Annotated in this window: 22 protein-coding genes; 19 read left to right on the top strand and 3 right to left on the bottom strand. The window is 42.9% G+C overall.

Annotated features, from left to right (window positions below):
* Nucleotides 1–243 precede the first annotated feature (243 nt).
* Both murA and SY85_RS15255 read right to left on the bottom strand, forming a co-directional pair.
* The gene (gene murA / locus SY85_RS15260; protein ID WP_066405767.1) at nt 244–1,548 is read right to left on the bottom strand and encodes a UDP-N-acetylglucosamine 1-carboxyvinyltransferase; all 1,305 of its coding nucleotides are present in this window, start codon (nt 1,546–1,548) and stop codon (nt 244–246) included.
* Between the two features lie 269 nt (nt 1,549–1,817).
* Nucleotides 1,818–2,513, bottom strand: a complete 696-nt coding sequence (locus SY85_RS15255) for a DUF4290 domain-containing protein (protein ID WP_066405766.1) — start codon at nt 2,511–2,513, stop codon at nt 1,818–1,820.
* A gap of 138 nt (nt 2,514–2,651) precedes the next feature.
* Between SY85_RS15255 and SY85_RS15250 the strand changes: the two genes are divergently transcribed.
* The 19 genes from SY85_RS15250 to SY85_RS15155 all read left to right on the top strand — a co-directional run bounded on the left by SY85_RS15250 (nt 2,652) and on the right by SY85_RS15155 (nt 24,171).
* Nucleotides 2,652–4,445 carry a DUF885 domain-containing protein gene (locus SY85_RS15250; protein ID WP_066405765.1) on the top strand — a complete coding sequence of 598 codons (1,794 nt, stop codon included), beginning with the start codon at nt 2,652–2,654 and terminating at the stop codon, nt 4,443–4,445.
* A gap of 614 nt (nt 4,446–5,059) precedes the next feature.
* Nucleotides 5,060–6,145 (top strand): glycosyltransferase, encoded by a 1,086-nt coding sequence (locus tag SY85_RS15240; protein ID WP_066405763.1) that lies wholly within the window; start codon nt 5,060–5,062, stop codon nt 6,143–6,145.
* A 29-nt stretch (nt 6,146–6,174) separates the two neighbouring features.
* Nucleotides 6,175–6,528, top strand: coding sequence for a gliding motility protein GldC (gene gldC / locus SY85_RS15235; RefSeq protein WP_066405762.1), 354 nt, complete (start codon nt 6,175–6,177; stop codon nt 6,526–6,528).
* Between the two features lie 268 nt (nt 6,529–6,796).
* Nucleotides 6,797–7,249 carry a GatB/YqeY domain-containing protein gene (locus SY85_RS15230; protein ID WP_066405761.1) on the top strand — a complete coding sequence of 151 codons (453 nt, stop codon included), beginning with the start codon at nt 6,797–6,799 and terminating at the stop codon, nt 7,247–7,249.
* A 9-nt stretch (nt 7,250–7,258) separates the two neighbouring features.
* Nucleotides 7,259–7,801: a CvpA family protein gene (locus tag SY85_RS15225; RefSeq protein ID WP_066405760.1), complete on the top strand. Its 543-nt coding sequence runs from the start codon at nt 7,259–7,261 to the stop codon at nt 7,799–7,801.
* 86 nt (nt 7,802–7,887) lie between these two features.
* Nucleotides 7,888–8,664 (top strand): alpha/beta fold hydrolase, encoded by a 777-nt coding sequence (locus tag SY85_RS15220; RefSeq protein WP_066405759.1) that lies wholly within the window; start codon nt 7,888–7,890, stop codon nt 8,662–8,664.
* Nucleotides 8,665–8,697: 33 nt separating this feature from the next.
* Nucleotides 8,698–9,354: a CBS domain-containing protein gene (locus tag SY85_RS15215; RefSeq protein WP_066405758.1), complete on the top strand. Its 657-nt coding sequence runs from the start codon at nt 8,698–8,700 to the stop codon at nt 9,352–9,354.
* Nucleotides 9,355–9,459: 105 nt separating this feature from the next.
* Nucleotides 9,460–10,155, top strand: a complete 696-nt coding sequence (locus tag SY85_RS15210) for a POTRA domain-containing protein (RefSeq protein WP_158512980.1) — start codon at nt 9,460–9,462, stop codon at nt 10,153–10,155.
* Between the two features lie 113 nt (nt 10,156–10,268).
* Complete coding sequence (locus tag SY85_RS15205; RefSeq protein WP_066405756.1) at nt 10,269–10,880, top strand: BamA/TamA family outer membrane protein; 612 nt, start codon at nt 10,269–10,271, stop codon at nt 10,878–10,880.
* Nucleotides 10,881–10,937: 57 nt separating this feature from the next.
* Nucleotides 10,938–11,819, top strand: coding sequence for an NAD kinase (locus tag SY85_RS15200; RefSeq protein WP_066405755.1), 882 nt, complete (start codon nt 10,938–10,940; stop codon nt 11,817–11,819).
* A 71-nt stretch (nt 11,820–11,890) separates the two neighbouring features.
* On the top strand, nt 11,891–12,748 hold the full coding sequence (porG, locus tag SY85_RS15195; RefSeq protein WP_066405754.1) for a type IX secretion system protein PorG: 858 nt from the start codon (nt 11,891–11,893) through the stop codon (nt 12,746–12,748).
* A gap of 926 nt (nt 12,749–13,674) precedes the next feature.
* A complete protein-coding gene (locus SY85_RS15190) occupies nt 13,675–14,421 on the top strand; it encodes an isoprenyl transferase (protein ID WP_066405753.1) in 747 nt (248 codons plus the stop codon).
* A gap of 174 nt (nt 14,422–14,595) precedes the next feature.
* Nucleotides 14,596–17,328 carry a BamA/OMP85 family outer membrane protein gene (locus SY85_RS15185; protein WP_066405752.1) on the top strand — a complete coding sequence of 911 codons (2,733 nt, stop codon included), beginning with the start codon at nt 14,596–14,598 and terminating at the stop codon, nt 17,326–17,328.
* 60 nt (nt 17,329–17,388) lie between these two features.
* Entirely contained in the window at nt 17,389–17,901 is a 513-nt protein-coding gene (locus SY85_RS15180) for an OmpH/Skp family outer membrane protein (RefSeq protein ID WP_066405751.1), read from the top strand.
* A 75-nt stretch (nt 17,902–17,976) separates the two neighbouring features.
* Nucleotides 17,977–18,546, top strand: coding sequence for an OmpH/Skp family outer membrane protein (locus SY85_RS15175; protein ID WP_066405750.1), 570 nt, complete (start codon nt 17,977–17,979; stop codon nt 18,544–18,546).
* Between the two features lie 388 nt (nt 18,547–18,934).
* The gene (locus SY85_RS15170) at nt 18,935–19,984 is read left to right on the top strand and encodes an AI-2E family transporter (RefSeq protein WP_066405749.1); all 1,050 of its coding nucleotides are present in this window, start codon (nt 18,935–18,937) and stop codon (nt 19,982–19,984) included.
* Nucleotides 19,985–20,145: 161 nt separating this feature from the next.
* Nucleotides 20,146–20,895, top strand: coding sequence for a murein L,D-transpeptidase catalytic domain family protein (locus SY85_RS15165; protein ID WP_082886488.1), 750 nt, complete (start codon nt 20,146–20,148; stop codon nt 20,893–20,895).
* 197 nt (nt 20,896–21,092) lie between these two features.
* On the top strand, nt 21,093–21,530 hold the full coding sequence (locus SY85_RS15160; protein ID WP_148661212.1) for a hypothetical protein: 438 nt from the start codon (nt 21,093–21,095) through the stop codon (nt 21,528–21,530).
* A gap of 151 nt (nt 21,531–21,681) precedes the next feature.
* Complete coding sequence (locus tag SY85_RS15155) at nt 21,682–24,171, top strand: glycoside hydrolase family 9 protein (RefSeq protein WP_066405747.1); 2,490 nt, start codon at nt 21,682–21,684, stop codon at nt 24,169–24,171.
* A 260-nt stretch (nt 24,172–24,431) separates the two neighbouring features.
* Here the strand turns inward: SY85_RS15155 and SY85_RS15150 are convergent, their stop codons facing one another.
* Entirely contained in the window at nt 24,432–25,121 is a 690-nt protein-coding gene (locus tag SY85_RS15150; RefSeq protein ID WP_066405746.1) for a hypothetical protein, read from the bottom strand.
* Nucleotides 25,122–25,123 lie beyond the last annotated feature (2 nt).

The raw sequence follows: 25,123 nt of genomic DNA, 5'->3' as shown, positions 1-25,123 counted from the left end.
CTGCTTTACAATAATAGCTTTTGGTTAATAAAAGAAGTGGCCAGTTAGAATTGTGGGGCAATAACTACAGGCGTTATTTATGAACAGACAAGTCAAATCTCAACTCCTATCTTCTTCAGCGTGGAACTATGGCGGGACTATAGAAATAAAAAAGCCGGTCTATTTAGACCGGCTTTTTTATTTCTATTTAATCATTTCCTCATAATCAATCTCAATCCTCATAATCCTAGTTCTTTCCTGGTTCTACACTCTCTTGATCTCCGCACCCAATGCCTGAAGGCGTTGGTCGATGTATTGATAACCGCGATCGATCTGATCAATGTTTTGGATGACGCTGGTGCCTTCAGCACTTAGGGCAGCTATCAATAGCGCAACACCGGCACGGATATCCGGTGAGCTCATTTTGATACCGCGTAGTTTGTAGCGGCGTTCTAAGCCAATGATGGCTGCACGGTGAGGGTCGCAGAGAATGATCTGAGCACCCATTTCTATTAGCTTGTCTACAAAGAACAAGCGGCTTTCAAACATTTTCTGGTGCACTAATAGGGAGCCTTTAGCTTGCGTAGCCACTACCAGTATAATGCTAAGTAAATCGGGGGTAAGGCCTGGCCATGGATGATCGTACATGGTAAGCACGCCACCATCCATCATGGTCTTTACCTCATAAAGGTCTTGTTCTGGAATATGGATGTCGTCATCAATTACATTTAGTTGAATACCCAGCTGGCGAAAACGGTCGGGTATAACACCCAAATGTTCATGACCTACATTTTTGATAGTGATATCGCTCTGTGTCATGGCGGCTAAGCCAATAAAGGAACCGATCTCGATCATGTCGGGCAGCATATGGTGCTCTGTGCCGTGCAGTTTTTCTACACCTTGAATGGTGAGTAGATTACTACCTACCCCACTGATGTTGGCGCCCATATGGTTGAGCATTTTGCATAACTGCTGCAGGTAGGGCTCACAGGCTGCGTTATAAATTGTAGTTGTGCCTTCTGCCATTACAGCGGCCATCACCAGGTTGGCGGTACCGGTTACAGAAGGTTCGTCTAACAGAATATAAGTGCCTTGAAGACCATTGGTAGTTAAATGAAAGAAGCCATCATCGGAATGATATACATACTCAGCACCTAGTTTCTCAAAGCTTAGAATGTGTGTGTCTAATGGACGACGACCGATTTTGTCGCCACCGGGTTTGGGAATAAAGGCTTTTTTAAAACGTGCCAGCATGGGACCTGCCAGCATTACTGAACCACGTAGCCGGCTACTGCGCGAGCGAAAGTCTTCGGAACGGAGGTAATTGAGGTTCACATCATCGGCCTGAAACACGCAAGTGTGCCGGTCGAGGCGTTCCACCTTCACATTCATGGCAGCCAGCAGGTCAATGAGGTTATTAACATCCAGGATGTCTGGAATATTGCTGATGGTTACTTTTTCATCGGTAAGTATTACTGCACAAAGGATCTGTAACGCTTCGTTTTTGGCGCCTTGGGGTACAATCTCGCCTTTGAGTCTTTTCCCGCCTATTACTTCAAATGAACCCATAAGAGAATTTCTGATTTCTGATTTGATGATTTCTGGACCGCGGATTACAGGATTTAGTAAGGATTAGCTGGATGGTTAAAGTTGGAGGTACAGTGTTTACTATTGGTAGCATTTATTACCATTCAATTCTCCTTCCTATTCCTTAATTCCAAATTACTAATTCCTTCCGTTTTATCACTGCGCGGGATTCCTTACGATGCAAATTAGGTGCTAAATAAAAAAGGTTGACACTACTTGTCAACCTTTCAACTATTAAACTTTTCAACTTCTTATTTGAAGCGCTTTTTATTGTTGTGACGATTGCGGTTGTCGTTACGGTTATCGTTGCGATTACTTTGACCGCCACCACCACGGTGACTGCCATATTTTCCACCGCCACCACCGCGCTTACCATAGCTACCACGGCCTCTGTCTTCTTGCTGAGGACGGTAAGCTTTTACATACGGTGTATTGGTAAACTCCAGCTGACCTTTGGTAAGGTTGGTCAATTCTTGCTGAATAGCATCGTCGTGTACCTGGTCTTTGTGCCAGTTGTTATACGCCAGCTTCATATAATATGCAATAGCGTTGGCAAAGCCCTGGCGTTTAGCACCATCTTCTTCTTTAAGCGCCTTGTTGATCACGATCTCCAGGTTCTTACCCAGGTGTGAGTAGCGTGGATAGCGCTTTGGATAAGGCAACGGCTTTGGCCTGGCGCTAAGCTTTTCGCGGGTAGGAATAGGATATGGCGATTCTACGTCCAGTTTAAAGTCGGCGATCAAAAACAAATGATCCCATAGTTTATGACGGAAGTCTTCAACGTTCTTTAAATGTGGGTTTAAAAAGCCCATTAGTTCAATCACTACGTGCGCTTGCTTTTGGCGGCGCTCTTTGTCCTCTATAGTTAATATATGATCCACCATCTTCTGAATATGGCGGCCATATTCACGGATTATCAGATGATTTCGCGTTGTGTTATATTCCATTAAATCAAATTACAAGTAACAAATGTAAGAAAGGCCGTGCATAACGGCACTATCGGTTTAGCGAGATTTCGTATTTACCAGAAAATTAAGTAATCCCCAGCGGATTCAAACTATATTTAAAGAAACGATTAAACCTATATGCGTTATTTATGGACCTTTCTTTTGGCCGCCACCCTTGGGGCCTGTAACGACTCCAATATAGTGGCAGGCAGCAACGCTGAGACGAAGGGTGATGAAAAGCTTGCCAAGCTATTTGACAACTACTGGGAACAGCGGATGCAGTTATTTCCATTAGAGGCTACCCAAAATGGCGATAACCGTTATAATGATCGATTGACGCTGGATATCAGTGCGCCTTTCCTGGACACCTTGCGTACTTTTTATTCCAATTACCTACAGCAAATTCAACAGTTTGATAGGACAAAACTGACGGCCAACGACCAGATCAGTTATGATATATTCAAGCGTGAAATGGAGATGCAGCAGGAGCGCTTGCAATTTAATGAGTACCAGATTCCTTTTCAGCAATTCTGGGGTATGCCATTAACAATGGGGCAGCTGGGATCGGGTGCAAGTAATCAGCCCTTTGTCAATGCCCAGGACTACCGAAACTGGCTGGAGCGTGTAAAAGGTTTTGCTGCGTGGGCTGATACAGCCATTGCCAATTTTAGAAAAGGTATGGCCAGTGGCAATGTATTGCCCAGGGCTTTAGTGGTAAAGATGATCCCGCAAATGCAGGACATGGCCAATCCTGATACTGCAAAGAATGTGTTCTTTGGCCCGCTGCGTAAAATGCCTGCAGATGTGGTAGGTGATACCGCCTTGCAAAGAGCGTTTATGACCACCATGAATACTTATGTGTTACCAGCCTATAAACGCCTGGGTGTGTTTCTACAAAACGAGTACCTACCCAAAGCCAGAACGACCACTGGTGTCAGCAGCCTACCCAATGGCACTGCCTACTACAACTACCTGGTGCGTTACTGGACCACAACTGATAAATCGGCCGATGAAATTTATAATACAGGATTGTCTGAAGTGAAACGCATTAGAGGAGAAATGGAAAAGGTAAAAGCGCAAGTGGGCTTTCAAGGTGATCTTAATGCCTTCTTCATTCACCTGAAAAACGATCCCAAGCTGATGCCTTATAAAACGCCGGAAGATGTATTAAATGCGTTTCGGGCTATTCAGCAAAAAATGGAGCCGAATCTGAAGAATATGTTTGGCCGTACTCCTAAAACGCCATTTGAGATCCGGCAGACAGAAGCCTTCAGAGCGGCATCAGCTGCTGCCGAATACCAGCCAGGCACACCCGATGGTAAACGCCCGGGTATCTTCTATGTGCCCATTCTGGATGCAACTACTTTTAACGTAACCTCCGGTATGGAGTCGCTGTTCTTGCACGAAGCTATTCCTGGTCATCATTACCAGATTTCGCTGCAGCAGGAAAATGAAAGCCTGCCCAAGTTCCGCCGCTTTAGTTGGTATGGTGCCTATGGTGAGGGCTGGGCGCTTTATACAGAAAGCCTGGGTAAGGAGTTAGGCCTTTATACTGATCCTTATCAGTATATGGGAGCATTAGGTGATGAGATCCACCGCGCTATTCGCCTGGTAGTGGATGTGGGTATGCATATGAAAGGCATGTCTCGCGAAGAAGCCATTAAATACATGATGGACAACGAGGCCATTAGTGAGCAAGGTGCTACTGCTGAAATTGAGCGCTATATGGCAATTCCAGCGCAGGCTTTATCCTATAAGATCGGTGCTTTGAAAATCCGTGAGCTAAGAGATAAATACACGAAGCAGTTGGGTAATAAATTCAAGCTGTCCGACTTTCATGATGAGTTCCTGAAAGATGGTGTAATGCCGTTAGATATAATAGAGCGCAAAATGGATGCTTGGGCAGCCGGAGTAGCGGCTAAAAAAGCATAGTAGTCTGAAAGGAAATCTGAAATGATAAATTCCAAATCACAAATTCCAAATACCAGAGTGAATACCACCTGATTGTAACGGGTATTATTCTGAATAAATCAAAAGGCTTACTGTTTACCAGTAAGCCTTTTTGATATCTAGCAATTGTACAATGAAAAACATCTGATTGTTTAAGTTCTGTAACTAAACCAAAGAAAAGCAGCATAAAAAATCCGCGAAATCCTTTATAAAGGTTAATCCGCGGTTAAAAAGAAAGGGGCCCCGAACCAAGGCCCCTTTTACAAGCCACCATCCTCTTCCACCTAAGAGGCTCTTTATAATTCGGTTTGTATGGGTTTAAGGGTGAAGCTCTGAACTTCGTGTTTATAAATTAAACAAACAGTATACCAATGAATTTCAATGCATTAAACAAGTAATTACCCTTAGACGAAATTTGATTATTTGTTGCATAATCACAACAGCGGTTTTAAAATGGGGCAATAAATTCCACAACTTACGGTTTACCCTAGGGGTTAAAGTGAGTGATTGGCTAAGAGAATAAGGAACTTAACTTCTGCTACCTTTGCCGGGCTATGGTGATAGTGGTCAATGTAAGGTCCTGGAAAAAGCAGCCCATGGATGGCTTTGAGGGCTATATCAAACAATTGGTGTTACGTATGGTAGAAGAGCAGCCAACGCATCAATTTTTCTTCCTGAGTGATGAGCCTTTGGACTTCAAAACAACACTACCTGCGAATGTAACGGTAGCTACGTTAGGCTCAGCCGGTAAGCAGGGTGTTTTACAGAAATATTGGTTAGATGTAAAACTTCCCTTGTGGTTGCGTAAGATCAAGGCCAATCTGGTAATAAACCTCGATGGTACTGCTTCCCTTACTACAAAACTGCCCCAGTGTGTACTGCTGCCCGACCTGTGTTACCAGCAGTCATCGGCTGCTTACACTCCAGTTATGCGGGCTTTTTATAAACGTTGGATGCCCCGGTTTTTACAAAAAGCTAGGCTGGTATTGTTACCTTCTGTGTTTTTACAAAGCGAGATTCTAAAGAAATACCGGATTGACCAGCATAAGACCGCATTGCTGCCCGCCGCTGTACCGGAGCGTTTTCAACCGGTAGGTTACGAGCTCAAAGAATCTGTTAAGGCCATTTTTGCCCAGGGGCAGGAGTATTTCTTATATAAAGGGCCGCTACACGAGGACTATAACTTAGTAAACCTGCTTAAGGCGTTTTCCTTTTTTAAAAAACGGCAGCAAAGCAGTTGGAAACTGGTATTGGCTGGCGCCTTTGCAGAAGAGAATAGCAGCTTTCAGCAGTTGCTGGAAACCTATAAATACAAAGAAGATATTGTCGTAACGGGTCCTTTGGGCGCAACAGAAGAGGCCGAGCTGGTAGCAGCGGCGTATGTCTTAATTAGTCCTTCTGTTGCTGAAACAGTTGACACGGCCGTATGGGAGGCCATGCAGTGTGGGGTGCCAGTGCTGGCAGCTTCTACAGCTACTAATAAAGAATTGTTTGGCGACAGTGTGCGGGTATTTGATGGAAACCACCCTACCAATATGGCCGAATGGATTATGCACCTGTACCGGCAGGAAGAAGAACGGTCTGTATACATTGAAAGGGGGAAGGTACATGTAAAGACACTCTCCTGGAAGGGGGCTACGAATACACTTTGGCAAAGCGTGGTGCAGGCGGCAAACACTTAAACAATTACCTTCGCGCCAAAATAAAAATAATGGCAAAATCAACCATAACAATAGATGTAGAGTTAGACGAGGGACGGGTTCCACTAAACATTCAATGGAAGGCTACTGAAAGCACAGCTGAAAGACCACAACAGGCAAAGGCAATGATGGTGTCTTTGTGGGATGGTGCAGACAAGGCGGCCTTACGTATTGATCTGTGGACACAAAAAATGATGGTTGATGAAATGGCTGACTTCTATTTTCAAACCTTCATGGGCATGGCCGATAGTTTTGAGCGTTCTACACATATGGAACCATTGGTAAATGATATCCGTCAATTTGCCCAGAGTTTCTACAAGAAATTCCAGGAGCAGCAAATGAAGGATAATAAGTTGGAGCAGTAGGAAATTAGCTGATTAGCTGATGGAGGAAAGAAGACAATAACGAACAAGGAACAAGGAATGATGAAGGAAGAAGTAGGAAAAATTCGAAAGGGGAAATTCGAAATGCGAAAGGAAGAAAGAAGGAATGTTCAATGTTCAATTATCAATATTCAAGGTACAAGGAAGGAAAAACATTAGTATTAGTGTCTAAATCCAGCTAATCCTTTAAAAATCCTGTAATCCGCGGTCAAACCTGAAACATTAAACCAGAAACAAGAAACTTTAGCATATGAATCTTGAGCAACAAATCATGGGCGAAATGAAAGAGGCCATGAAAGCAAAGAATGAAGCGGCTTTACGCAGCTTGCGCGCTATTAAAGCAGAAATCATTAAGGCGAAAACAGAACCCGGTGCTGGTGGTGAATTAGCAACGGAGAAAGAAATTCCAATGCTGCAAAAAATGGTAAAGCAGCGCAAGGATGCATTAGAGATCTATAAAACGCAAAACCGCGAAGATCTGGCCCAGAAAGAGCAGGAAGAGATAGATGTAATTGAGAAATTTTTGCCTGCACAAATGAGCGAAGCCGACTTAAAGGCTGCTGTTCAAGCTATTATTACAGAAGTAGGAGCCAGCTCTCCGGCAGATATGGGTAAAGTAATGGGCGTGGCTACAAAAAAGTTGGCTGGTCAGGCTGATGGTAAAGCCATTTCGGCAGCAGTGAAAGAGTTGCTCGCCAAATAAAAAGCTACCATGTTTATTGACCTGATTGTTGCTGTCCTGCTTGTACTGGCATTGTATAAAGGATGGCGTAAAGGATTTATTGTTGGTGTTTTTTCTTTTTTAGCTTTTATCATAGGGTTAGCGGCTGCTATCAAGTTATCGACAGTAGCCGCAGCCTATATTGGCGAGGCGGTTAACATCTCTCAGCGATGGTTGCCGGTGGTAGCGTTTGCCGTGGTGTTTTTGGTTATTGTTTTATTAGTGCGCCTGGGTGCTAAGGCACTGGAAGGTGTGGTTACGGTAGCCATGTTGGGCTGGGCAAACAAGCTGGGTGGCATCATTTTGTTTGCTATCCTGTACCTTTTTATCTTTAGTATTCTGTTGTTTTACGCAACACAGGTGCACCTTATACATGAAGAAACTGCAAAAGCATCTGTTACCTATGCATACCTGCAACCCATGGGACCAAAAGTGATAAATGGACTGGGTGTTGTGCTTCCGTTTTTTAAAAATATGTTTGGGGAACTACTGCAATTTTTTGATGGAGTAGGTAGTCAGGCTGCTACGGCTTAGCCTTCTGCATTATAATTGCACTATTAAAAATTGGTTTTAGTTCAAAACATTTATTTTAGCAAAATTAACCGAAGAATTGTAGGCTGATGCAGTATACGATACATCAACAGGACAAGTTTAAATTCATTGAAGAGGGCGAAGGGGAACCATTGGTGCTGCTGCATGGACTATTTGGTGCACTCAGTAATTTTAAAGATCTAATTGAGTATTTCCGTCCGCATTATAAAGTAGTGGTGCCTATGCTACCACTTTTTGAGCTGGATATTTTACATACTACCGTGGGCGGTTTGGCCAAACACGTACATAAGTTTTTGGAATTAAAAGATTACAAAAACGTTCACCTGTTGGGCAACTCATTAGGAGGACACGTAGGATTGGTTCATGTGCTAAAACATCCTGAGCGGATCAAGTCGCTTATTTTAACCGGCAGTTCTGGTTTGTTTGAAAACGGAATGGGAGACTCCTATCCGAAGCGTGGTGATTATGAGTACATCAAAAAGAAAACAGAAGTAACCTTCTATGATCCCAAAACGGCTACAGAGGAGCTGGTAAACGAAGTATTTGAAATTACCCGCAACCGCCTGAAGGTGATCAAGATCATTGCACTTGCCAAGAGTGCTATTCGCAATAACTTAGGCGAAGAGCTATCTAATATCAAACAACCGACCCTGCTAATTTGGGGTAATAATGATACAATTACACCCCCATTTGTAGCAAGAGAATTCAACCGACTGATTCCAAACAGTGAGCTGCACTTTATTGATAAGTGTGGGCACGCCCCTATGATGGAACAGTCCGAGGAGTTCAATCAAATCTTGCACAAATTTTTGAAAAAACTGGCTGAACCTGCAACAGTGGCCTAAACTCTGTTGTCTTATATAGTATAAATACCGTCCATGTTAACCAGGGATCTCATATCGAACTCAATACCTTACTTGCATCTGGACGATAAAGTCTATCATGCATTGCAGCTCATGAATGATTATCATGTGGCGCACCTTCCTGTGGTAGATGAGGAAAAATACCTGGGCATTATTAGTGAAGAGCTATTGCTCCATTCCGATGATGATAATATGCTAAATCAATTGCCTATCAGCGATGGCGGTAATGCTGTACAGGCAAATGAACATTTTCTAAAGGCTATACAGGTAGCGGTACAAAATAAATTAAGCATTGTTCCCGTTATTGAAGACAAGCAGATCCTGGGTATTGTTACGTATAATGATCTGCTGCGCAATACCTCGGATTTTTTGAGCCTGGATTATCCTGGCGGGCTGATTGTATTGGAAATTGAAGGACGGGACTACTCTTTTGCTGAAATAAGTCGCATTATTGAATCAAACAATGCGCAAATTACCCAGTTAAACTCCTTTACTGACCCTGAAACAGGCATTATGCAAGTAACAATACGGGTAAGTAAGCTAGAGATCTCGGACTTAATTGCTACCTTCCAACGATACGAGTACAATGTGAAGTACTATTTTGGTGAGGAGCATTACGAAAATGAATTAAAGACGAACTACGACAACTTGATGCACTATTTGAAGATTTAGAAAAAAAGTTTCAAGAACTCTCCATTCAGGTATCATATTTACTATATATAAATCAGAAATTGGTGCCTGATGTCCACAAAGCAGTTGCCTTTAATTTTATTCGCTATGCTTGCCTTCTGTCGCAGCCTGTCGGTGTGCGCGCAGGTGAATAGCTTGCAAAGTCAGCTGATTTATTCCACTAACGAACTTAATACCTACACCGATACAACATCGTTATTTACCATCAAGGAAATTATTCTTGAGGGCAATCAAAGAACGAAGGAAAAGATCATCTTGCGGGAGCTACCTTTTGAAGTGAACGAGCGATACTCTTTAAGCGAGCTGATTGAAAAGTTTGCCATTGCCCGCCGTCAATTAATGAACTCCACGCTGTTTCAAGATGTAGTGGTTTCTTTAAACACCCTTCAGGGTTATGATGCAGCGGTGAAAGTGAGTGTAATAGAGCGCCTGTACATCTTTCCCATTCCCTTTATAAAGGTGGTAGATCAAAACCTGCAGCAATGGGTAACGGATAGTAAGATGGATATGGGAAAAGTGAAGTATGGCATAAAAACGACGATGAAAAACTTTACGGGTAGAAACGACCGCTTTTCCTTTAACATTACCAGCGGGTTTACAAAAGAGTTATCGTTTCGTTACGAGGGCTTACCGTTAGATAACAAGCTGCGTTGGTCGGGCAGCCTGGGTGTATGGTATGGTCAGAACCGCGATTTCCAATATGCCACTGTTGCCCACAAGCCTTTAGCGTATCGCAACAACGAAGACTTTGTACATGATTTTTTAGAACCTACGCTGAAGTAAGTTACCGTAGGGCTATTAAAGCACGCCACTCGTTTAGTGTAGGATACAATAATGAGCGTATCAGTGATACGCTACTACATATCCATCAGCAGTTTCAGTTGCCTAACCGGTATATGAAGTATCCAGAGTTTACCTACCGCTTTCAGTATTTTGATGCGGACTTTATTCCTTATCCCACCAAGGGCTATGTAGCCGATATGTCATTAAGCCGAAAAGGTTTGTTTAACAGCGATGTCGGCATGTGGCAGCTAGTGGCTCGAACATCTGCTTCCTGGCCGCTTAATGATAAATACTTTTTTAATCTGCGAACAACTGCCATGCTCCGGCTACCCTTTAAGCAGCCGTATGTTAACCAGCGGTTTTTAGGAGGCAGCGATTTGTTCTTGCAAGGATATGAGAGCTATGAAATAGATGGTGTGGCCGGCGGGTTCACCAAGGCAACCTTCACGCGCAAGCTGTTACAGACGGCCATTCATTTGCCCTTTACCCAAATCAAGAAAATTAGCACCATACCCATAAAAGTGTATGGGAAAGTATACGGCAATGCCGGTTATGTATACGCTGAAAACGTAGATCCCTCCAATAATTTAAACAACCGGTTAATCTACTCTGGTGGAGTAGGTTTGGACATTGTCCTGTTCTACGACTTAGCACTAAAACTGGAATGGAGTTGGAACCAGTTACATCAAAACGGTCTATATTTACACGATAGGCGATATCTATAAAGAAATTAATATGGGGCTGCTGGCCTTTATTGCCTGCAGTATAAAGAACAAAAACAGATGAAAGTAGCCGTTTATAGCAGGGCGTTGGAATTGGGGCCGCAGAAAGATGATATACAGCTATTCTTTGATGAGTTACAAAAAGAAGAAATCATTCCCGTGATTTCTGCTCCCTTCTTAAAAGAGTTGCATGGTAGCATTCGGTTGCCAGATACATTCCAGACTTTTTCTTCTCACGAGGATTTGACCAATGACATAGACTTTTTAGTAAGTCTGGGTGGCGATGGTACACTACTGGATACGGTAACACTGGTCCGTGATAAAATGATTCCAGTGATAGGGATCAACTTCGGCCGATTAGGCTTTTTGGCCTCTATTGGGCGCGATGAAGTGCCGGAGGCTGTAAAGGCATTAGCCCGTCGCTCGTTTATTGTAGATAAACGTACGCTCATTCATATAGACTCCAGCCTATCGTTATTTCACGATGTGCCCTATGCGCTGAATGAATTTGCTATACACAAGCGGGATGTGTCGCCCATGATCAAAATACATACTTACCTCAATGGTGAGTTATTAAATACCTATTGGGCCGATGGCTTAATTCTTGCAACACCTACAGGGTCGACAGGCTACAATTTAAGCTGCCAAGGGCCCATTATTTTTCCAGACGCGCATAGCTTTGTGATAACTCCTATTGCGCCGCACAACCTGAATGTGCGCTCCATTGTAGTACCGGATACCACCATAATATCTTTTGAAATTGAAAGCCGATCGGACGAGGTAATTGTTGCCTTAGACTCGCGCCGCGAGATCGTTAACAAAAATATTCAGCTGGCTATACGCCGGGAAAGTTTTACAATGAACCTTGTTAGGCTCAATGAGAACAACTTCCTCCAAACCATGAGAAACAAGCTGTCCTGGGGCTTGGATAAAAGGAATTAATTCCAACGCTCCGATACCAAAACCCTATGATTTTTCGTTAACCCAGAATAGGAAATTGATTTAGTTTGTTTATGAAAACAGGACTGCTAGCTTTTACTTTATTATTCTCTCTGTCACTATGTGCACAGGAGCCCGTACAACAGGAAGGTGAGTTTGGATTAGGTGTTGGTGTGGCGCACTACTTTGGTGATCTTAATTCCCGCCCGCAGTTTAACCGGCCTAAGATAGCGGCCAGCCTTTTCTTTCGTAAAAACTTTGGTAACTACATTGCGGCAAGGGTCAATGCCAGCTATGCCCAGATTGGTTACTCCGATAAATACAATACGCATAATGAGTATCAGCGGCGTCGTAACCTTTCGTTCAACTCCAATATTTGGGAGTTAGCCGTACAGGGCGATTTTAACTTCTATCGTTTTTTACCCGGCGATCCTAATTATAGGTTTACACCATACATTACCTTAGGTATCGGTGTCTTTAATTACGATCCCTATGCCTTTTTGGGTAGTGATAAATACTACCTGCGTCAGCTGGGCACAGAAGGACAAGGCAGTAGTATCTATCCTGAGCGCAAGCAGTATAGCTCAATGGCTTTTAGCGTACCATTTGGTGTAGGTATGAAGTACTCGCTAAATGAGCGTATTAATATAGGAGCGGAATTGGTATATCACTTTACTACTACTGATTACCTGGACGATGTAAGCACTACTTATGCCGACCCAGCCGCTTTCCCAGCCAATCCCGATGGTACGCCATCGCCCGCCTTCTTGCTACAGGATCGGTCGTATGATACCGGGTCAGTTATTGGCGGTGATGGAATACAGCGCGGTAACAGCCGTCAGAACGACCAATTTGCCACCCTGTTATTTTACCTGAGCTTCAACCTGCAATCGTATAAGTGCCCTTCGGCAAGTGAGAAGAAGGGATATTAGGATTTGATATTTGATGTTTGGGATTTGAAATTGGTTGCAGGCTTTGAGAGGCTATTTGATTGCAGATTGGGAAGAAAAGCCGCTTGCTTTTAGTATCTTTAGGCTCTTCTTTTAAGGTGTTTTCTGCCTTTCTTATTACACTTTTTTTTACTACTTCTAATGAGTTTATAAAGGTGACCGGATGACGACATACGGGTCAAGGTACGGGTGAGGTAGGGTCAAGGATCGGCCGAGGTACGGGTGAGATACGGAGTTACCTAGGCTGCCATACGGAGTAACCTAGTCTTCCATACGGAGTAACCATGAAGGGACAGAGGCGTAGCCATGAAGGAACGTAGGAGTAGCAGGCAAGGAACAAGGGAATAATGAACAAGGAACAAGGAATGATGAAGGAAGAAGGGAAGAATGAACCGGGATTTGGGGGATTTAGGGATTAGGGGAAGATTGGCTGGTTTTTAGGGCAAGTGTTCCTTTAGGACTTTGAACTTTTCTTTAATGTAAAAGCAGATGCTGAAATAAATTCAGCATGACAGTAACAGTCAATACTGATTATAAGTAGCTTATAGGTGCAAGCGAGGCTTCGCCAGGACTTAGCCTGACAGAGGCACGAGGTATTTTTATAATAATTTGTTTTTAGGGCACCTTTCTGAGAGTCCTCATTAGCGATCGGAATGACAAAGGCGAAAAACTTTACAATAGCAAACCGTAATCCTGTTCATCCTTTCTAAATCTAATTTTCGCGGTCCTCCTTTTCTCCTTTTCTCTGCGCGAAATCCTTCAACTGTGTCCCTTTGCGCCTCCGTTGTTCCTCTCTCCGCGCCTTGGCGCGCTCTGCGTGAAAAACCTAAAGACGGTTTTAACACAATCACTGAAATCAATTCCCAAAAACACGGACAGAGCAATTACCTTTGTGCCCGCTTAAAACTATGTCCGATCTCGTACAACAAATTGATAAGAACCGCCTGCCCCGCCATATTGCCATTATAATGGATGGAAATGGGCGTTGGGCAAAAGAACAAGGCCAGGACCGTCTCTTTGGGCATTTCCATGGTGTGGAAAGCGTACGCAACATTGTAGAGGGCTGTGCCGAACTAGGCATTGGATACCTGACCTTGTATGCGTTCTCTACCGAAAACTGGGACCGCCCGCAGTATGAAGTGGTAGGCTTGATGGAGCTGCTGGTAACTACTATTCGAAATGAAGTAGAAAGCCTGCACAAGAACAATATCAAGCTGCATGTGATTGGTGACCTGAGCATGCTGCCTACCTATGCGCAAAAAGAGCTGCAAGAGGCCCTGGAGTTTACAAAGGACAATACCGGCTTAAACTTAGTAATGGCGCTTAGCTACAGCGGACGCTGGGAGCTATTGAATGCAGTGAAAAGCATAGCCTGGGAAGTGAAGCGTGGTGAGCTGAATGTAGAAGAGATCGATCAGACTACTTTACAGCAATACCTATGCACCAGTGCTTTCCCTGATCCTGAATTGATGATCCGTACCAGTGGTGAGTATCGCATATCCAACTTCTTGTTATACCAGTTGGCCTATGCGGAATTGTATTTTACCAATGTACGCTGGCCTGATTTCCGGAAAGCCAATTTGTATGAAGCGCTGCTGGATTATCAAGCAAGAGAACGCCGCTTTGGTAAAACCAGCGAGCAAGTCAAAGCCTGATATCTCCCTTGGAAAATAGCCGAACGTGAATGGATTATTAAAGATGAGTGCCCGGCTGTTAGCCCCCTTTTCCAACAACCGTTTTAACAAAACCGTTCGAAATTTACCTTTAATTTGCCTCCCTAAGCTTTATAACAGAACCGCTTAGAGGAACTACTGACTGAATACTTGATTATGCAACAAATTTTATCGCGGGTTTCTACATTATTATTATGTATTGGCAGTTGTGTGTTTTCAGCCTCGGCACAAGATACTACCCGGCCCACTTCCGTAGATCCCTCGTTACTGGCACTGGAAAACAACCATGTGCCGAAAGAGTATACAGTAAGTGCAATTAAAGTAACAGGTGTTAATTACCTGGATACATCGATTGTTGTTTCAATTTCAGGATTACAAGTAGGCGATAAAATTCAAATTCCCGGTAGCGATGCCTTCTCTAAAGCTATTGCTAACCTGTGGCGCCAACGTCTTTTCTCCAATATTCAAATCTTTATCACTGAAATAAAAGATGATCATATTGCTTTGGAGATCAGCCTGGCGGAACGTCCTAAGTTGGGCAATTTCAAATTTGTGGGTATTAAGAAGGCGGAAGCTGATGAACTGAAAGGCAAGATCGGCTTGGCTAAATCCACCATTATTACAGAGAATACGCGCCGCAACGCCATAGAAGTTATCCAAAAGTTTTATGCTGATAAGGGTTTTAAGAATGTGGCAGTGCGCATTGAAGAAAAGTCTGATACAGCAATTACCAACTCTAACGATCTGACCTTTTATGTAACCAAGGGTAAAAAAGTACGGGTTAACAATGTAAGCTTTTACGGTAATGAGGAAGTAGCTGATGTGCGTTTAAAAAAGCAAATGAAGGGTACCAAGGAAATGAGTAAGGCTACCTTACACCCTCAGGAAACCCAAAGCCCTTATGGTAATAATGACCGCACCAGCTTTGGTGAATACGTAAATGATTTAGGTTTCCTTTCTGGTACTAAAACCAAAAACTTCTTAGACCCTTACTTCCGCTTCAAGTTGTTCAGCGGTGCTAAGTTCGATGCTAAGAAATACGAAGAAGACAAAGAGAAAGTATTAGATTATTACAACTCTCTTGGTTATCGCGATGCTCAGATTGTAGCCGACACACAATATTATACACCTGATGGTAATTTAAATATTGACGTAAAAATTGATGAAGGTCGCCGTTACTACTTTGGTAACATTACCTGGAGAGGTAATACCAAGTACAGCGATTCTTTATTAAACCAGGTGTTGCGTATTAATAAAGGAGATATCTATAACCTGGAGCTGTTAAACAAGCGCCTGGGTAAACAGTTGTCAATGGAAGGTGGTGACATCAGTGGTCTGTATATGGACGATGGTTACCTGTTCTTCCGTGTGGACCCTGTTGAGACCTCTATCTATAATGATACGATCGACCACGAGATTCGAGTAGTGGAAGGTCCACAGGCAACCATCAAAAACGTGGGCATCTTTGGAAATGAAAAAACCAAGGACCATGTAATTCGTCGTGAGCTACGTACCGTGCCGGGTGATAAATTCAGCCGCTCTGACTTAATTCGCTCTCAGCGAGAATTGGCCAACCTGCAATACTTCAACCAGGAAACAATCAACCCTGGTGTAAACCCTAACCAGGATGATGGTACTGTAGACATCAACTGGAAGCTGGAAGAAAAATCATCTGACCAGTTAGAGCTTTCAGCTGGCTGGGGTGGTGGTGTTGGTTTGACCGGTACAGTGGGTGTGTCGTTCAACAACTTCTCCGTAAAAAATATATTCAAGAGAGAATCATGGGATCCATTACCAACGGGTGATGGTCAGAAGTTAAGCTTGCGTTTGCAATCGAACGGACGTGCGTACCAGTCTTATAACTTCTCGTTTACCGAGCCTTGGTTGGGTGGTAAGCGTCGCAACTCGCTGACATTGTCGGCTTATAAAAGTAACATCCGCGCCAGTGGTCAGTACAACGACCGTGGTCGTTTTGAATACAGTGACTCTAGCCGCCTGGGTATCGTAGGTGCTTCTGTTTCGTTGGGTAAACAATTGAAGTGGCCAGATGACTATTTCAGCTTAGTATATTCATTAAACTATACGCAGTATAAATTAAAGAACTACGCCTATTCAGGTTTTGGTTTCTCTAATGGTACCTCTCACAACGTGAGTTTGAAAGTGGCATTACAGCGTTCTTCTGTATATGACCCTACCTTCCCACGCAGTGGTTCTAACTTTGTGTTGAGTGGTCAGTTTACACCACCTTACTCTTTGTTTGATCCAAGCCTGGCAAAGTCTGATGCAGCTTATGAGCGTCCTGAGTATCACAAATGGCGCTTTAATGCGGAGTGGTTTGTGCCAATTGGCCGCCCAATGGGTGCTGATAAGAACCGTCAGTTTGTATTGAAGCTGGCTGCTAAGTATGGCTTCATGGGTCGCTACAATAAAGAGCTTGATTACTCTCCGTTTGAACGCTTCCAGGTGGGTGGTGATGGTTTGAACCAGGCCGGTGGTGGTATCCTGGGTTATGACGTAATTTCATTACGTGGTTATCCGGTGTTTGAAACATCTGATCCTTCTATAAACCCAGACATCAGCAATACGAGTCGTTATTTTACTATATTCAATAAATACTCTTTAGAGTTGCGTTACCCATTGGTAACCAATCCGGGAAGTACGATTTATGGTTTGACCTTCTTTGATGCGGCCAATGGCTGGTATAACTTTAAAGAATACAATCCATTCCGCTTGCGTCGTAGCGTGGGTGTAGGTATGCGTTTCTTCCTGCCTATGTTTGGTCTGTTGGGCTTTGACTATGGTCTGGGTCTGGATCGTTTGAACCCTGGTCAGAAAGGATTGAAAGGCGCTACCCGCTTTACCTTTATGTTAGGCTTTGAACCAGAATAGACTAAGAGTTAGGTGGATTATAGGTATTAAAACTGATAATAAGGAAAACACACTTGACATATGAAAAAGCTTTTATTGCTTGCAACATTTAGTCTGTGCCTTGCGGCTGGTTCTTATGCTCAGCGTTATGCAGTTATTGACACCAAGTATATTTTGGACAAGATGCCCGATTACAAGTCGGCCCAAAAGAACCTGGATGAGATAGCAGCGGGCTGGCAAAAAGAGATTGATAATAAGCAGCAGGAGCTGGACAAAATGTATAAGAACTTTGAAGGAGAGCAGGTCATGTTAAGTGATGATCTGCGCAAGAAGCGGGAAGATCAGTTGTTTTATAAAGAAAAAGAACTGCGCGATCTGCAACGTCAGCGCTTTGGTTTTGAAGGCGATCTGTTTAAGAAAAGACAAGAGCTGATTAAACCCATTCAGGACAAAGTATACAATGCCGTGCAAAAACTGGCTGTACAACGTGGCTACGACTTTATACTCGATAAAAGCGAAGGAATAACGGTTATATTTGCTGACCCCAAGCTTGAAAAGAGTGATGATGTATTGAAAGAGCTAGGTGTACGCTAATTCATTAAAGAATTGTAAAATCAAAAAAGGGTAGCAACCATTTCAAACTAAAAAGTATCATAACAAAAACATCTCATGAACAAAATCAAATTATTCGTAGTGGCCCTGATGGTAGTGGCGGGATTTAGCGCTTCTGCACAGAAAACTGGTTATATCAGCTTAGATCAGGTGGTATATCTGATGCCAGAAGTAAGAAAGATTGATTCAACTTTACAACGTTTCCAGGCAGACTCTCTGAACCCTCAGTTTGCTTACCTGGTATCTGAATATAATCGTAAGGATAGCTTAGCTAATGGTAAAGATTCTTTAAAGACTGCAGCACCTGTACGTGCGCAAATGAGACAAGAATTAGAGCAGATGGCTTACCAGATTCAAAACTGGCAGGGCATTGTGCAGAACGAAATGCAGGCTAAACAAAATGAATTATTGCAGCCTATTTATGCTAAAGTGATGAATGCGTTGAATGCAGTAGCAAAAGAAAGCGGTTATTCATACGTATATAATATGGAATCTTTATTGGTAGCGCCTCCAGCAGACAACCTGTTGCCATTGGTAGCTAAGAAATTGAACTTAAAAGTACCAGCTGGTGCAACTAACCCAACACCTGCAGCAACCACTACCAACCCTCCTGCTAAAAAACAGTAATCTGTAAAATAGATAGAAGAGAGATCCCGGCCAGTAGGCCGGGATTTTTTTTGACCGCGGATTAGAGGGATGATTAGTTGGATTAACAGGATTACTTGTTTGCAATTTGAAGTCTGAGATTTGAAATTGAACATTTACTAAGCATATAGTATTCCTCTAACAATCATGGATTGTGATATTACTTATGGTTGAAAAGATTATTGGGCAAACAAATAATCAGGCTGTGGTTTATTATCACCGTAGACAATTTTCAAACTGGCAGATCTGAAACGATATTAATCCTGTAAATCCTACAAATCCAACAATCCGCGGTCCATGGCATAATTTCTTATTGGTACGATCTGCAGTCCTGTGCATTTCAGTAATTTCATTGAGGATTGGCTTTATTATGAACAGCACACCTAATAATACCATTGATACCAACCTGTTACGGCAAATAGCTTTTATCCTGCTCATCCTGTTTTTAGGAATTGCATTGATACGAGAACTATGGTTCTTTCTGTCAGCCTTTTTGGGTGCTGTTACCTTTTATGTACTGATGCGTGACCGCATGTTTTATCTAACGGAACGCAAGGGCTGGAGACCCGCTACAGCTGCCTGGGTATTAATGCTGCTTTCTTTCTTTGTGATATTAGTGCCAATAGGATTGTTGGGAAACATCTTGTATTCAAAGATCAGTTATGTGGTAACGCACTCTGGTGAGCTAATGGATTCGCTAAAGAAAGTGATTGTTGATTTAAAAGGCAAGATTGGCTATGAGATCATAAAGCCGGAGACCATTAACCAGCTAGGACCTTATCTTACCCAGTTACTGCCTAAGATTTTACGGGTGTCTTTAGATACGCTCACTTTGATTGCCAGCATGTACTTTATTCTCTACTTCATGTTGGTTAATGGACGGCGTATTGAAGATTACCTGTATGAATACATACCGCTAAAAGACGGTAATGTAGAGCGTATTGGTAGAGAGGTAAAAGTGATGGTTACCTCCAGCACAATTGGTATTCCACTCATTGCATTGATACAAGGTGTTGTAGGGCTTATAGGCTACCTCATCATTGGTATTGATGAGCCGTTTGTGTGGTTTGTGGCTACCTGTATTACGGCCATGCTGCCTATAGTAGGTGCTGCTGTGGTGTATGTACCGCTTACTGTTATGTTGCTGGTACAAGGCAAAACGGGACAAGGCATTGCTATGGGGGTGTGGGGGTTTGGCTTGATTGGTTTATCAGATAATTTGTTTCGTTTCCTCATCAATAAAAAGCTCGGCAATATTCACCCTCTGATCACCATATTTGGGGTTATTGCAGGGCTGCAACTGTTCGGCTTTATTGGACTCATCTTTGGTCCACTGCTGATCTCTATGTTTATCTTGTTGCTTCGTATTTATGGCAACGAATTCATTTTAAAAAGACGTGAAACCCACCGTGTGAAGTAAGAAAAAACGTTAACAGATTTAGCATATCTACTTATTCTTTAAGGGTACATTAACGTATTTCCCCTTATTTATTAAAAAAATCTTATAGATAATTTGTGGAGGCAGGTTAGGCATAATATTTTCACTTTGTCGGCGTTCCAATCAAGAAAAACCTGTAAAACGTGAGAAAAACAATACTTCCCATTGCTTTTGCTGCCGCATTAGCTGTGTCCTTTACGGTTTCGCCAGTTGAAAAAGCCGATAGCAAAAAAGCGATAACCCATACGATAGTCAACAATAGTTCAGCTGCTGCCTCAACAACTGTTGCAACAGCAGAGGCTACTGCTTTATCAATCTATGAGCGTTTAGAATTAGACAAATTAGGTCTTTCTGTAGATGCTATGAAATATGCCTATAAAGGGTATGAACAACTGCGTGAAAAAGGTGCTTTAGCTAACAGCGATGTATTAACCGTTGTAGACTTTAGCCAAAGCTCTCGCAAAAAGCGGATGTACATCATAGATCTGAAAAACGATAAAGTATTATTCAATACCTATGTGGCACATGGTAAGAACTCTGGTTTAGATTACGCTAACCAGTTTTCGAACACACCGGAGTCTTTGCAGAGCAGCTTAGGCTTTTATGTAACCAAGGGTACTTATAGTGGTAAGCATGGTTTATCGCTGCGTTTGTCTGGCCAGGAGAAAGGCTGGAATGATAATGCAGAAGAAAGAGCTGTAGTGGTGCATGGCGCCAATTATATTGGTGATCATCGTGTAAGCAGCGCTTATATGGGTCGCAGCTTCGGTTGTCCGGCAGTGCCCCAGGAGTATGCTGAAAAGGTTATTAATTTATTGAAAGATGGCACCTGCCTATTTATATACCATCCGTCGAGCCGTTATGAGCAGGAATCAACATTATTAAACGGCTAGTTGGACACAAACAAGGATGGATGACAAAAGCCCGCCGTACCCTATGGCCGGGCTTTTTCTTTTGTACCTATCGATGTTGTTTCTATTCCTTTTAGTTCTTGCTTTAAGCAATTCATGACGCCGTTTGCAGCTCTCATACTAAACGAGATATGCGGTGCCAAAGAGCACTGTTATGTTTGCGCCCTTAATTCAACACCGTGAACTATCTAGTAGGGCTAACCGCAATAGTGATGATACAAAGCTTTTCTGCAAAGGCAATCAATTCAGCGGACACACTGCACAATAACGTAGCTATAACTCATGAACGTATTGCCTATAATAAGGTAGATCAACCAGCTAATGATACAAGCGTATCAGTACAAGTTCGAGGAAACACATTAGCTGTAAAAACTACTCCCAACGGTATTCTGTTAAACTGGATGGTAGAAGAAACTGCAAACCTTCAATATTTTCTCATTGAGCATTCTACCGATGGTCAAAACTTTTTGCCCTTGTATGAAGTGCCGGTGCAGTTGCATCAACAAATCTATTCTTATGTTGATGGTGGAAATAAGACCAGTGATAAGAAGATCTACTATCGCGTAAAAGCAATATACCCAACGGTGGTAATAGAATCGCCTATTCGAAACGTATAAGGCGCATTAACAATTAAATGCAGACCGACTTCTTTGCCTGAGTGATTAATCCGGCAAAAGTGAAGGTTCATGATGTTAATTGGTATGCTCATACCTAAGAGGTAGTGGTTAATGGTACTGACTTTTATGTTTGTTGCTCCAATCCTTTCCAATGAAAAATGTCTTTACGTTATTAGCTGTTGTTTTATTTATTCATTCGATTGCTTTTGCTGCGCCTGGAACCACTTCGCCATATATTAAAGTGGACCAGTTTGGCTATTTTCCAAAAAGTAAAAAGGTAGCTGTAGTAGTAGATCCTCAGTGGGGGTATAATGCTGCAGAATCATTTAGCCCGGGTACGGGTGCCAATCAATACCAGGTGCGCCGCTGGAGTGATGATGCCGTTGTTTTCTCCGGAACCTTGGCGATTTGGAATGGCGGTGCTACCCAGGCCCAAAGCGGGGATAGGGGTTGGTGGTTTGACTTCTCAACTGTAGAAGCTGCTGGTTCGTATTACATCTACGATGTAGCTAATAATGTAGGCTCTTATCGGTTTGAGATCAGTAATAATGTCTATGATGAAGTGATGAAGCAGGCTATGCGCATGTTTTATTATCAGCGCATCAACTTTGCAAAAGCCGTTCCTTATACAGATGCAAAGTGGGCGGACGGCGCTGCATTTGAAAGATCTAACCAGGATAAACATGCGCGTCTTTATACTGCTAAAATGGACGCTACAACAGAAAGGGATTTAAGTGGTGGCTGGTTTGACGCCGGCGACTATAACAAGTACACCACGTTTACTTTTAGAACATTATGCAGCTTACTTGAAACCTATCGTATTCAACCGGCAGTATTTACAGACAATTATAATATCCCAGAATCAGGTAATGGCATACCTGATATAATCGATGAAATAAAATGGGAGCTAGACTGGCTAAAGCGTATGCAGGATGGAACAGGCACAGGAGGCTTGTTTTTAAAAGTGGGCGTTGATAATTACAATAGTAAATCGCCACCCAGTACAGATGATAACCCGCGTTATTATGTAGGTGAATGTACTTCATCTACACTAACAGGTAGTGCTGTATTTGCCATAGCGGGTATTGTTTATAAAGGGATTCCTTCACTTTCAGCCTATGGTACCGACCTAATAAACCGGGCAAAGAGTGCCTGGGCCAGGGCCAAACTTACTACTAGTAGCTTTACTTCATTTCAGGCCAATTGTGACGATGGTACCATCAAATCGGGTGATGCTGATTTGTGTAGTCCTTATTACACACCCGCCTGCGATAAACTTCAATTGGATTTGGCCATAACAGCAGCGGCTTATTTATACGAAGCAACAGGCGATGCAGAATATAAAACCTTCTTTGAAACCCATTATACAGACGCTCAGTGTTATGCTGGCTGGTATTGGGGACCCTATGATAATTCAGTGCAACAGGCTATGTTGCGATATGCCCGACTGTCTGGGGTTAATGCTACTGTTTCAGCAAATATTCTTGAACGCAAGTCTTATAATAAAAGTGTATTGAGTATTACAGACTATACAAACAAAACTGATTTATACCGGTCTCATATGCCGGATAACGAATATAACTGGGGGAGCTGTGAGTTTAAGGCCAATGGCGCTATTCACAACTATGACAACGTTACATTTAATGTTGATCCAACGAATCATAATTTATACAAAGAAACTGGAGAGTCGTACCTGCATTGGTATCACGGGGTGAATCCAATGGGTATTGTCATGCTAAGCAATATGTATGCGTATGGTGCAGAAGCTTGCGCCAACGAAATTTATCATGTATGGTTTGGTGAAGGTACCTTATGGGACAATGCCAAAACCTCCAGTAAAGGTCCCGCTCCGGGGTATCTAATTGGTGGCCCTAATAAGAATTATGGACAGTACGATGCTTATGGAAATAAATATGGGTTGACTACCATTTCCCCTCCCTATAACCAACCTCCTCAAAAATCATATTATGACTGGAACACTTCCTGGAACAATACCATTCTGGAAGACGAAGCCTCCTGGGCCATTAATGAGCCTTCTATTTATGGGCAGTCGGCGTACGTGGGCTTGCTGGCAAGGGTGATTGCTAGCCACGCTGGAGAAATTGTTTTGCCCTTGCATTTCAAAAACTTCACTGTATTGGCAACTGCAGCAGGTGCTCAGCTAACCTGGATGGTAGACGAAACAGTAAACCTTCAACATTTTATACTAGAACGGTCTTTTGATGGCAAAATCTTTTCTCCGTTATCGCAGGTACCTGTACAGGCCAATCATCTGGCATATACATTTATTGATAAAGACGTAAAAGCCCAAACAGTATACTATCGTATAAAGGCCATCTATCCTGCGGAGGAAGTAGTATCAGCTTTGCGAAAGCTAACAGTAAAAGCAGATTATGGGTTTACTGTATCGCCAAATCCTACTACATCATCGGTTTGGATCAATGGTGGTGTGCTGGAAGAAACTGCCTTGCTGTTGGAGATCATTGATGCTAAAGGTTCTGTATTGCAAAAGGAAAAATGGGTGCAGGCAAAGGGCTTATTTAGTAAGTATGTGTCGTTGGATAAATTGCCGGCCGGAACCTATTGGATACGATTGCAAACGCCTACTGGCATACCAACGCAGAAGATAGTAAAGCTGTAGGAAGAATGCGAAATGGGAAATTGGAAATGCGAAAGGAAGAAAGAAGAATGAGTGATGAATAAGGAGTAGTTAGAGAAGAAATATTCAAGAAGCAAGGAATAATAAAGAAGGAAATAAAAAGCACCCACTAAGGGGTGCTTTTGTTCTATAAAAAGGTTTATTCTTCTGTGCGTTAGCCTTCTCCCCTTTAGGAGTTGGGGGCGTGTGCTGGCCCTACTCACCATTCACTATTGACCATTCACCACTCACCAATCACGCCATTAAAACACAACGTAAAAACATACCACTTGAGCAATGATGCCAATAAACAAACCCAGGTACACTTCAAGTGGATTGTGATCAGCGTTGATCAGACGCGATGTGCATACAATACCAGCCACAAAGAGGGCAACCGATAGATATACACCCAGGTGGGCATCGGTAAGAAATGAAAAGATGAACATAAAGGCAATCATCACACCAACAGAAATAGCATGCATGCTAACCTTTACATAGCTGTTGGCAATAAGGCCGCCACTGGACGCAATAAATATGGCCAGGCTTAGCATAACCAGCTCCTTTGGGAACTCTGGTTGGTTGCGCAATACATACCACATCCAGAAATAATAAAGTCCGCAGGCTACATAAGGAATAATCCGGTCTTTTTGGGTGCGCAGATAGATGGACTGTACAAAGCCCAACCCCTTAGCCAGTAAAATGGTGGCCAGCGGGAAGACGGTATACATCACAAAAAAGCGAACCATCAGCATCACCTTGTCGCCTTGGGAAAAGCCGGGAAACAAGGGTGTGTTGTACAACAAGAACCAGGAAATGTATACTGGTATAAATAACGGATGAAAAACAATAGAAATCACTCTAGCCACTACACGTAACACCGGGTGGAAAGATTCCGGCCGGTCTGTACCCGGTTGGTGGTCTGTAATTGGCTGTAACTGTTCACTGGTAACCATGG

Origin of the sequence: Flavisolibacter tropicus (assembly GCF_001644645.1) — a bacterium.
Lineage (GTDB): Bacteria > Bacteroidota > Bacteroidia > Chitinophagales > Chitinophagaceae > Flavisolibacter > Flavisolibacter tropicus.
Note: the sequence above shows the minus strand (reverse complement) of the source record. Positions and strands in the feature narration are given on the sequence as shown.

Coding starts and splice junctions, on each gene's coding strand:
- murA (WP_066405767.1), bottom strand. CDS start 1,548: ATGGGTTCATTTGAAGTAATAGGCGGGAAAAGACTCAAAGGCGAGATT.
- SY85_RS15255 (WP_066405766.1), bottom strand. CDS start 2,513: ATGGAATATAACACAACGCGAAATCATCTGATAATCCGTGAATATGGC.
- SY85_RS15250 (WP_066405765.1), top strand. CDS start 2,652: ATGCGTTATTTATGGACCTTTCTTTTGGCCGCCACCCTTGGGGCCTGT.
- SY85_RS15240 (WP_066405763.1), top strand. CDS start 5,060: ATGGATGGCTTTGAGGGCTATATCAAACAATTGGTGTTACGTATGGTA.
- gldC (WP_066405762.1), top strand. CDS start 6,175: ATGGCAAAATCAACCATAACAATAGATGTAGAGTTAGACGAGGGACGG.
- SY85_RS15230 (WP_066405761.1), top strand. CDS start 6,797: ATGAATCTTGAGCAACAAATCATGGGCGAAATGAAAGAGGCCATGAAA.
- SY85_RS15225 (WP_066405760.1), top strand. CDS start 7,259: ATGTTTATTGACCTGATTGTTGCTGTCCTGCTTGTACTGGCATTGTAT.
- SY85_RS15220 (WP_066405759.1), top strand. CDS start 7,888: ATGCAGTATACGATACATCAACAGGACAAGTTTAAATTCATTGAAGAG.
- SY85_RS15215 (WP_066405758.1), top strand. CDS start 8,698: ATGTTAACCAGGGATCTCATATCGAACTCAATACCTTACTTGCATCTG.
- SY85_RS15210 (WP_158512980.1), top strand. CDS start 9,460: ATGCTTGCCTTCTGTCGCAGCCTGTCGGTGTGCGCGCAGGTGAATAGC.
- SY85_RS15205 (WP_066405756.1), top strand. CDS start 10,269: ATGAAGTATCCAGAGTTTACCTACCGCTTTCAGTATTTTGATGCGGAC.
- SY85_RS15200 (WP_066405755.1), top strand. CDS start 10,938: ATGAAAGTAGCCGTTTATAGCAGGGCGTTGGAATTGGGGCCGCAGAAA.
- porG (WP_066405754.1), top strand. CDS start 11,891: ATGAAAACAGGACTGCTAGCTTTTACTTTATTATTCTCTCTGTCACTA.
- SY85_RS15190 (WP_066405753.1), top strand. CDS start 13,675: ATGTCCGATCTCGTACAACAAATTGATAAGAACCGCCTGCCCCGCCAT.
- SY85_RS15185 (WP_066405752.1), top strand. CDS start 14,596: ATGCAACAAATTTTATCGCGGGTTTCTACATTATTATTATGTATTGGC.
- SY85_RS15180 (WP_066405751.1), top strand. CDS start 17,389: ATGAAAAAGCTTTTATTGCTTGCAACATTTAGTCTGTGCCTTGCGGCT.
- SY85_RS15175 (WP_066405750.1), top strand. CDS start 17,977: ATGAACAAAATCAAATTATTCGTAGTGGCCCTGATGGTAGTGGCGGGA.
- SY85_RS15170 (WP_066405749.1), top strand. CDS start 18,935: ATGAACAGCACACCTAATAATACCATTGATACCAACCTGTTACGGCAA.
- SY85_RS15155 (WP_066405747.1), top strand. CDS start 21,682: ATGAAAAATGTCTTTACGTTATTAGCTGTTGTTTTATTTATTCATTCG.
- SY85_RS15150 (WP_066405746.1), bottom strand. CDS start 25,121: ATGGTTACCAGTGAACAGTTACAGCCAATTACAGACCACCAACCGGGT.